The organism is Mesorhizobium sp. M2A.F.Ca.ET.039.01.1.1 (genome assembly GCF_003998035.1).
Lineage (GTDB): Bacteria > Pseudomonadota > Alphaproteobacteria > Rhizobiales > Rhizobiaceae > Mesorhizobium.
The window spans coordinates 1-7,487 of sequence record NZ_RZRY01000295.1 but is presented as its reverse complement, the minus strand read 5'-3'; the positions used below and the strand labels follow the sequence as shown (position 1 = coordinate 7,487).

Below are 7,487 nucleotides of genomic sequence, written 5' to 3'. Positions count from 1 at the left end.
GTTCCGGGCGCCGTCATCCTGCAGATGGACTTCCTCGATCCGGACGCGCCGCAGAAGCTCGCCGAGGCGCTCGGCGGCCAGCCGGACGTGGTACTGTCCGATATGGCAGCACCCACCACCGGCCACCGCCGCACGGATCATCTGCGCACCATGCATCTGTGCGAAGTCGCGGCCGATTTCGCGCTGCACGTGCTGAAACCCGGCGGGCATTTCCTCGCCAAGACATTTCAGGGCGGCGCCGAGAACGAACTCTTGTCGCTGCTGAAGCAGAACTTCCGCTCCGTCCATCATGTGAAGCCGCCGGCTTCAAGGGATGAGTCGGTGGAGCTGTATTTGCTGGCGAAGGAGTTCAAAGGTCCCGGAACTTCGTCATTCTAGGGCGAAGCAAGGAGCGACGCGCGCAGACCCTAGAATCCATGCCGTTACCTCGGCCAAGAAACACAGCGGTCCAGAATTCGTGGCCGACATTCGCCAGAGCTGCTCCAAGTCCTGCACCGCAGCGGCGCTGAAACATCACGGCATGGATTCTAGGGTCTGCGCGCCGCTTCGCGTCGCTCCGCCCTAGAATGACGAAGTTAGGGCAGGGCGCGCCACCTCTACTTCCCCGCCGTGCTCACCGTTTCCAGGGTCTTCGGCGTGGCCAGCCGGCCATGGCCCGAGACGGCACTGCCGGCTTCCGGCGCCAGCCGCATGAAGGTGATCGATGCCGCGGCGGACACTGCCGCCACGATGAAGAAGGCGATGTGGAAATCGCCGAGCGTCAGCGCCCCGCCATGGATCGAGGTCGAGACTTCGAGGATGCCGCCTGCCAGCGCCACGCCGAGCGCGATCGACAATTGCTGGAAGACCGCGGTGATCGGCGTCGCCTTGCTGGTGTCGGCGGCCGTGATCTCGGCATAGGAGAGCGCGTTGACGCCGGTGAAGAACATCGAGCGGATGAAGCCGCCAACCAGAAGGATCGCCAGCATCAGCACATAGGGCGTCTGCGGCGTGAACAGGCCGTAGATGGCGATCGAGGCGGCCGCGACCAGCGAGCCCCAGATCAGCACCCGCCGGAAGCCGGCAATGCGGAAAAGCAGCGCGGTGACGAACTTCATGCCGATGGCGCCGATCGCCGAAACGAAGGTGATCATGCCCGACTGGAAGGGCGTCAACCCGAAACCGATCTGGAACATCAGCGGCAGAAGGAACGGCACCGCGCCGATGCCGATGCGAAACAGCGAGCCGCCGAGCACGGAGGACCGGAAGACCTGGTTGCGGAACAACTCCAATGCCAGCAGCGGGTTCTTCGCGCGGCGGGCGTGGATGAGATAGAGCACGCCGGAGATCAACCCGACCGCCACCGTGATGAAGCCGGCCATCGGCGGCAGCGCCGGCAGGCTGACGACGGAAAGGCCGAAAACGACCCCGGACGCTGCGAGACCGCTGAGCACAAATCCAGGGAAGTCGAGCGGCGGCGTCTCGGCCGGCGCGGTTTCCGGCAGATAGCGCGTGGCGAGCCAGATGCCCAGCAGCCCGATCGGCACGTTGATCAGAAAAATCCAGTGCCAGGTCAGATAGGTGGTGATGAAGCCGCCGATCGGCGGGCCGACCAGCGGTCCGACCAGCGCCGGCACGGTCAGCCAGGACATTGCCGCGACCAGCTCGCTTTTCGGCGTGGCGCGCACCAGCACGAGGCGGCCGACCGGCGTCATCATCGCGCCGCCTATGCCTTGCAGGAAGCGCGACACCACGAAAGCCGGCAGCGAATTGGAAAAGGCGCAAGCGACCGAGCCAGCGATGAACACGCCGATCGCGGCTCGGAACACGGTCTTTGCCCCGAACCGGTCCGCCATCCAGCCACTGATCGGAATGAAGATCGCCAGCGACACCAGATAGGCCGTCAGCGCCAGCTTCAGCGCGATCGGGCTGGTGTGGATGTCGACGGCGATCGCTGGCAGCGACGTCGCGATCACGGTCGAATCCATGTTCTCCATGAAAAGAGCGACCGCCAGGATGAGCGGGATGGTACGGTTCAAGGGGAAACGCCCTGATTTGTCTTTGCGATTCTAGGCCCGGCTTGGGGGCGAACCGGCTACGACGGGCGGGTATCACGCCTTCGCCCGCATGTCGCATTAAATTGCTGTCACTTTTGCGCGAACGCACGGCTGGTGGCCTCATGTCATAGTTTTGAGGTCAGTCGAGCCTATCAACGTTTCCAACGTCTTCGATGTGCAGGCTGCTCGACAAATCTCGGCTCGACAACCTTCAAAGGCAAGAGCCAAATACAATAAGCGGTTTGCAAAGCAGGGGGCGGAAATGGACACCGAAAACGCAAATTTGACGGCCGAACAAGCCAGGCTCAACAAGATGCTAACGCGGGGCGTTGTGTTTTCTATTGTCTGGCTCGCCGGTTTTGGGTCTTCTTATGCGCTTTACCAAGGGCTTCTGGCACGACGGATGTTAAAGCTGAATCCCATGCTTCGGGGGAATGGGCTCGCCTGGTGGTGCATCATCGCGGGAGGGCTTGGGGCCGCGGTCCTATGCGTGACAGTGGGCATCGGCATTTTCAACGCCGTGGCGGAACGCTAATCAGTGGCGACATCCAGACGCATTCAGCGAAGAAGGCGTCGAAATGGATGAGGTTGTTTCGTCAACGGACGTCAAACGCAGATCTCCAAGATCCTGCGCGGCGTCCTGAGCGGACGAAGCTGTGTTGTGATGAGCCGAGGCGTGCGGTAGCCCGGATCATTCCGTCGGCAACCCCCGAGCGCCACTGTCGTGCCGCGCTGCTGTCCCGGCTTCAGCAGCAGCCTATTGTCAACGCCGCAAGCCTTACCCGCGAGGATGTCTACCGGGACGAGTGGTGAAAGCCGGTGGGCCGTATAACAGCTACTTGAAGCGCCGCGCAACGACCGGCTTTCCTTCCGCCCCAGGACGTGTTACCAGCCAGCGCCAATCCTGAAAGGGAAGATGAGAGTCGGCGCTGGCCAATCGGCCCAGCGCCTTTTCCGCATTCAAAAGGACTGGCCATGGGAAAAATCATCGAAACGTCCACCGGCGCCCTGGCGCTGACCTTCGACGACGTGCTCTTGCAGCCCGGCCACTCCGAGGTCATGCCGGGCGAAACCGACATCCGCACCCGCATCGCCGGCGATATCGATCTCAACGTGCCGATCCTGTCGGCGGCCATGGACACCGTCACGGAGGCGCGGCTGGCGATCGCCATGGCGCAGGCCGGCGGCATCGGCGTCATCCACCGCAATTTCTCGCCGGCCGAGCAGGCCGAGCAGGTCCGGCAGGTCAAGAAATTCGAATCCGGCATGGTGGTGAACCCGGTCACTATCGGTCCGGACGCCACGCTTGCCGACGCGCTGGCGCTGATGCGCTCCAACAGCATTTCCGGCATTCCCGTGGTGGAGAATGGCGGCACCGGCGGCCACACGGTCGGCCGCCTGGTCGGCATCCTCACCAACCGCGACGTGCGTTTCGCCTCCGATCCGGCGCAGAAGGTTTACGAGCTGATGACCCGTGAGAACCTGATCACGGTCAAGGAGAATGTCGACCAGGACGAGGCCAAGCGGCTGCTACACAAGCACCGCATCGAGAAGCTGGTGGTGGTCGACAGGAACGGCAATTGCGTCGGCCTGATCACCGTCAAGGACATCGAGAAGTCGCAGCTCAATCCGCATGCCACAAAGGACGCACAAGGGAGGCTGCGCGCCGCCGCCGCCACCAGCGTCGGCGATGACGGCTTCGAGCGCGCCGAGCGCCTGATCGACGCCGGCGTCGACCTGCTTGTCATCGACACAGCGCACGGTCATTCGCAGCGCGTGCTGGATGCGGTGGCGCGGGCCAAGAAGCTCTCCAACTCCGTGCGCATCCTGGCCGGCAACGTCGCAACCGCCGATGGCACGCAGGCGCTGATCGACGCCGGCGCCGATGCGGTCAAGGTTGGCATCGGCCCGGGCTCGATCTGCACCACGCGAATCGTTGCCGGTGTCGGCGTCCCGCAATTGTCGGCGATCATGTCGGCGGTCGAGACGGCCAGCAAGGCCGGCGTCAGCGTCATTGCCGATGGCGGCATCAAATATTCGGGCGATCTCGCCAAGGCGCTCGCGGCAGGCGCGAGCGCGGCCATGATCGGTTCGCTGCTCGCCGGCACGGACGAGAGCCCGGGCGAGGTCTATCTGCACCAGGGCCGCTCCTTCAAGGCTTACCGCGGCATGGGCTCGGTCGGCGCCATGGCGCGCGGCTCGGCCGATCGCTACTTCCAGGCGGAGGTCCGCGATACGCTGAAACTGGTTCCGGAAGGCATTGAAGGGCAGGTTCCCTACAAAGGACCTGTTGCTGGCGTGCTGCACCAGCTTGCGGGCGGCCTGAAAGCCGCTATGGGTTATGTGGGTGGACGTGACCTTGCAGATTTCCGCGAGCGCGCCACCTTTGTGCGCATATCCAATGCCGGACTTCGTGAAAGCCACGCCCATGACGTCACGATCACCCGCGAAAGCCCCAATTACCCGGGCGGAATTTGATCGGGAGGCCGATCAGTCCGATCGTCAGGGCGGACTGTGGTGTGATTTGAGCGTGGCGGTGCTGCGGCTGTCGCGGCACGCGGCGGCGCTCTCCATCGCTTCGATTGCGCTTTTCCTGGCCATGACGGCGCTGGAGTTCCTCTATTTCCAGCGCTTGAGCGGCGGCCTGGCCTCGCTTGACATCCGCGTTGCCGGCTTCACCCCCGACGAAGGCATGGCCTGGCTCACGGCGCTCGGCCGCCGCGGCGGCGAGATCATCATCGTCTGGCACTATTTGACCTTCGATGTCCTGTTCCCGGCGCTGCTGTCGCTGACGCTGGTCAGCCTCATCCTTGTTTACGGGCGGCGGCTCAGCACGTTCCGCGCCATGTCAGCGCAGTTGCAGGCACTGTTCTCGCTGGTGCTGGTGCTTCCCTACGCGGTCGCCGACTACGCCCAGAATTTTGCCGTGGCGCGATTGCTGTCCGATTTCCAATCGGCCAATCCCGATTCGCTCGCCTTCGCTTCCTTGCTGACCGTCACCAAATTCGCGCTGCTGGCGATCCCGGTCTTCGTTATCGCAGTCTTCGCGCTGGCCGGGCAACGGTGGCGCTAAAGCAGTTCCAGGAAGAGTGTAAAACGGTTTTCCGTCCGCAATTGCGTTAGGAAAAGGGAGGGGCCGATGCGCCAGACCGCCATCTTCTGGCCGATGCTGGCGCACGTGCTGCTGGTCTATATCGTCTATCTGGTGATGCTCAAACGGCGCTACGGGGCTGTGAAATCAGGCGAAGCCAGGGTCAGCCAGTACAAGCTCCGCTCGACCGAACCCGCTTCGAGCGTCACCGTCGCCAACAATCTGATCAACCAGTTCGAGCTGCCGGTTCTCTTCCACGTGCTCTGCCTGGCGCTGTTCGTCACCAACGGCGTGAACTATCTGACGCTGGCGCTGATGTGGCTGTTCATCCTCACGCGCTATGTGCACGCCTGGGTGCATCTCGACGGAAACCATGTGCCGCACCGCACCGGAGTCTTCTTCCTCGGCGCCGGCATACTTCTCCTGGCCTGGGTCTGGTTCGCGCTCCACCTGCTCGGGGTGGTTTGATTTAAAGATCGAACACCGCAATCCTGCGCTTGTCGAACTTGATGCCGATTTCGCCGCGCACCAGCCTCAGCGCCTGATCGCCGAAAACGGCGCGCCGCCAGCCCTGCAGCGCCGGCACGTCGGCTTCGTCGCCCTCGGCCGCGATGCGATCGATATCGTCGCTGGAGGCCAGCACCTTGGTGGCGACGCCTTCCTTTTCGGCGACGATCCTGAGCAGCACCTTGAGCAGCTCCGCCGCCGCGTTCGATCCTTCCGGCGGTTGCACGCTCTTTGGCAGTTTCGGCATCGCATCCTTGGGCAGCGCGAGGGCGGCGTTGACTGCGCCCAGCAGCGCGGTTGCCGTCGCGGAGCGTTCCCAGCCTTTCGGGGTGGTGCGCAGCTTGCCGAGCGCCGCCGCGTCGCGCGGCGCCTGTTGCGCGATCTCGTAGATCGCGTCGTCTTTGAGCACGCGGCCGCGGGGCACATCGCGCTCGCGCGCCTCGCGCTCGCGCCAGGCGGCCACCGCCTGCACGATCGCCAGCTCCTGCGGCTTGCGCAGCCGCATCTTCAGCCGTTTCCAGGCATCCTCGGGATGCGGATCGTAGGTCTCGCGCGAGGTGAGGATATCCATCTCTTCGTTCAACCAATGCGCGCGATCCTCGCGCTTCAGCTCGGCGCTGAGATGCTGGTAGACCTTGATCAGATGGGTGACGTCGGCAAGCGCGTATTCGAGCTGCTTGTCGGAGAGCGGCCGGTGCCGCCAGTCGGTGAAGCGCGAGGATTTGTCCAAGCGCGCCCCCGTGACCTTCTGCACGAGCTGGTCGTAAGAGACGCTGTCGCCGAAGCCGCAGACCATCGCCGCCACCTGGGTGTCGAACACCGGATGCGGCACGAGATTGCCGAGATGGACGATGATTTCGATGTCCTGGCGCGCCGCGTGGAAGACTTTGACCACGGCTTCGTTGGCCATCAGCCGGAAGAACGGTTTCAGGTCGATGTCTGGCGACAGCGGGTCGATCAGCGCGGTCTGGCCGGGCGCGGCCATCTGGATCAGGCACAGGATCGGCCAGAAGGTCGTCTCGCGGATGAATTCGGTATCGACGGTAACGAATTCCGACTTTTCGAACGCCCCGACAACGCTCTCGAGTTCTTCTTGTGTGGTGATGACGCGCATCAAATCGCTTCTGGCACAATATTAGGCCCCTTTCAATTTCAGCCGCGCGCGCTTTCGTCAAGCCGCCGCAACGTAAGCGGTGGCTGGATCGCCAGGTTCTCCCATGCGAAATCGCACGGCGCGCCTGCGCGCCAAGCCGCCATACCCTCAGGCCGTCACGCTCCGCTCCGCCAAGAGCCCTTCATGCCTCATAGGCCCGCGCCGGCACCCGCTCTCTTGTCGGACCGGACATCGCGCCGTCCGGAACCGCGCTCGGCGATGGCCGCCGGCCGAGCGCGCCCGCTGCCGCCAGGCTGAGCAGGATGAACGGTATGCCGATGCCATATGCCGAGCGGATGCCCCAATGGTCCGACACGAAGCCGAGCAGCGGCGGCCCAAGCAGGAAGGCGACGAAGGAGATCTGCGACAGCGCCGCCACATTGATCGCCGCGGGGCGATCGGTGCGCTGAGCCGCCGCCGAGATCGCCAGCGGGAAGATGGCGCTGCTGCCGATGCCCAGAAGCGCAAAGCCCAACATCGAAATGAAGGGCAGGGGCGAGAAAAAGACGGTGAAGACGCCGGCCATCATCGTCGCCAACAGCACGCGCGCCACGCCGCTCGGCGAGTGGCGGTCCACGAAGCTGTCGGCGAAGAAGCGCGTCGTCGCCTGCGAGAAGGCGAACAGCGCCACGGTGAAGCCGGCGGTCAGCGGGCCGGATTCGAACACCGTGCGCATATAGATCGCCGACCAGTCCATGCT

Annotated in this window: 8 protein-coding genes; 5 read left to right on the top strand and 3 right to left on the bottom strand. The window is 64.0% G+C overall.

Features of this window, described 5'->3' with window-relative positions:
• Positions 1 to 378 (top strand): RlmE family RNA methyltransferase (locus EOA24_RS21240; protein ID WP_133374561.1); only part of this gene is annotated, 378 nt, incomplete at its 5' end.
• A gap of 218 nt (positions 379 to 596) precedes the next feature.
• Here the strand turns inward: EOA24_RS21240 and EOA24_RS21235 are convergent.
• A complete protein-coding gene (locus EOA24_RS21235) occupies positions 597 to 2,018 on the bottom strand; it encodes an MFS transporter (RefSeq protein WP_127253578.1) in 1,422 nt (473 codons plus the stop codon).
• A gap of 280 nt (positions 2,019 to 2,298) precedes the next feature.
• Between EOA24_RS21235 and EOA24_RS21230 the strand changes: the two genes are divergently transcribed.
• The 4 genes from EOA24_RS21230 (at position 2,299) to EOA24_RS21210 (ending at position 5,595) form a co-directional block, all read left to right on the top strand.
• The gene (locus EOA24_RS21230) at positions 2,299 to 2,571 is read left to right on the top strand and encodes a hypothetical protein (protein ID WP_126082972.1); all 273 of its coding nucleotides are present in this window, start codon (positions 2,299 to 2,301) and stop codon (positions 2,569 to 2,571) included.
• A 440-nt stretch (positions 2,572 to 3,011) separates the two neighbouring features.
• Positions 3,012 to 4,514: an IMP dehydrogenase gene (gene guaB, locus EOA24_RS21220; protein WP_127410039.1), complete on the top strand. Its 1,503-nt coding sequence runs from the start codon at positions 3,012 to 3,014 to the stop codon at positions 4,512 to 4,514.
• A gap of 46 nt (positions 4,515 to 4,560) precedes the next feature.
• A complete protein-coding gene (locus EOA24_RS21215; RefSeq protein ID WP_245467075.1) occupies positions 4,561 to 5,109 on the top strand; it encodes a hypothetical protein in 549 nt (182 codons plus the stop codon).
• Positions 5,110 to 5,175: 66 nt separating this feature from the next.
• The gene (locus tag EOA24_RS21210; RefSeq protein WP_126082970.1) at positions 5,176 to 5,595 is read left to right on the top strand and encodes an MAPEG family protein; all 420 of its coding nucleotides are present in this window, start codon (positions 5,176 to 5,178) and stop codon (positions 5,593 to 5,595) included.
• A 1-nt stretch (position 5,596) separates the two neighbouring features.
• Here EOA24_RS21210 and rnd read toward each other — a convergent pair whose 3' ends face one another.
• Entirely contained in the window at positions 5,597 to 6,748 is a 1,152-nt protein-coding gene (gene rnd / locus EOA24_RS21205) for a ribonuclease D (protein WP_127410038.1), read from the bottom strand.
• A gap of 181 nt (positions 6,749 to 6,929) precedes the next feature.
• On the bottom strand, positions 6,930 to 7,487 hold a 558-nt coding region (locus tag EOA24_RS21200), incomplete at its 5' end, for an MFS transporter (RefSeq protein WP_127410037.1).